Origin of the sequence: Nocardioides abyssi (genome assembly GCF_030412915.1) — a bacterium.
In the GTDB taxonomy this organism is placed as follows: Bacteria; Actinomycetota; Actinomycetes; order Propionibacteriales; family Nocardioidaceae; genus Nocardioides; species Nocardioides abyssi.
Map to the genome: position 1 here is coordinate 1 of NZ_JAUHJR010000218.1, position 249 is coordinate 249.

General features: G+C 74.7%; 1 protein-coding gene. It reads left to right on the forward strand.

The genetic code is table 11. The features are described 5' to 3' along the window. On the forward strand, positions 1-249 hold a 249-nt coding region (locus QWY29_RS20555), incomplete at both ends, for a cytochrome c biogenesis ResB family protein (RefSeq protein WP_300963077.1).

Consider the following 249-nt stretch of genomic DNA (forward strand, 5'->3'; position numbering starts at 1 on the left):
CTCGGCACGGTCACCTTCGAGGGCCTCGAGGACTGGCAGCGGATCCAGATCAGCCAGACGCCGGGCAAGCTGGTGGCCCTCGGCGGCGTCGTCGCGGCGCGGGTCGGGCTGCTCGGCTCGCTGTTCATCCGTCCGCGCCGCGTCTGGGTTCGTGCCCGTGAGGACGGGGACGGCACACAGGTGGAGGTCGCCGCGCTCGACCGCTCCGGCGGCGGCGACATCGCGCCGGTCCTCGCGGACCTGGTGGCG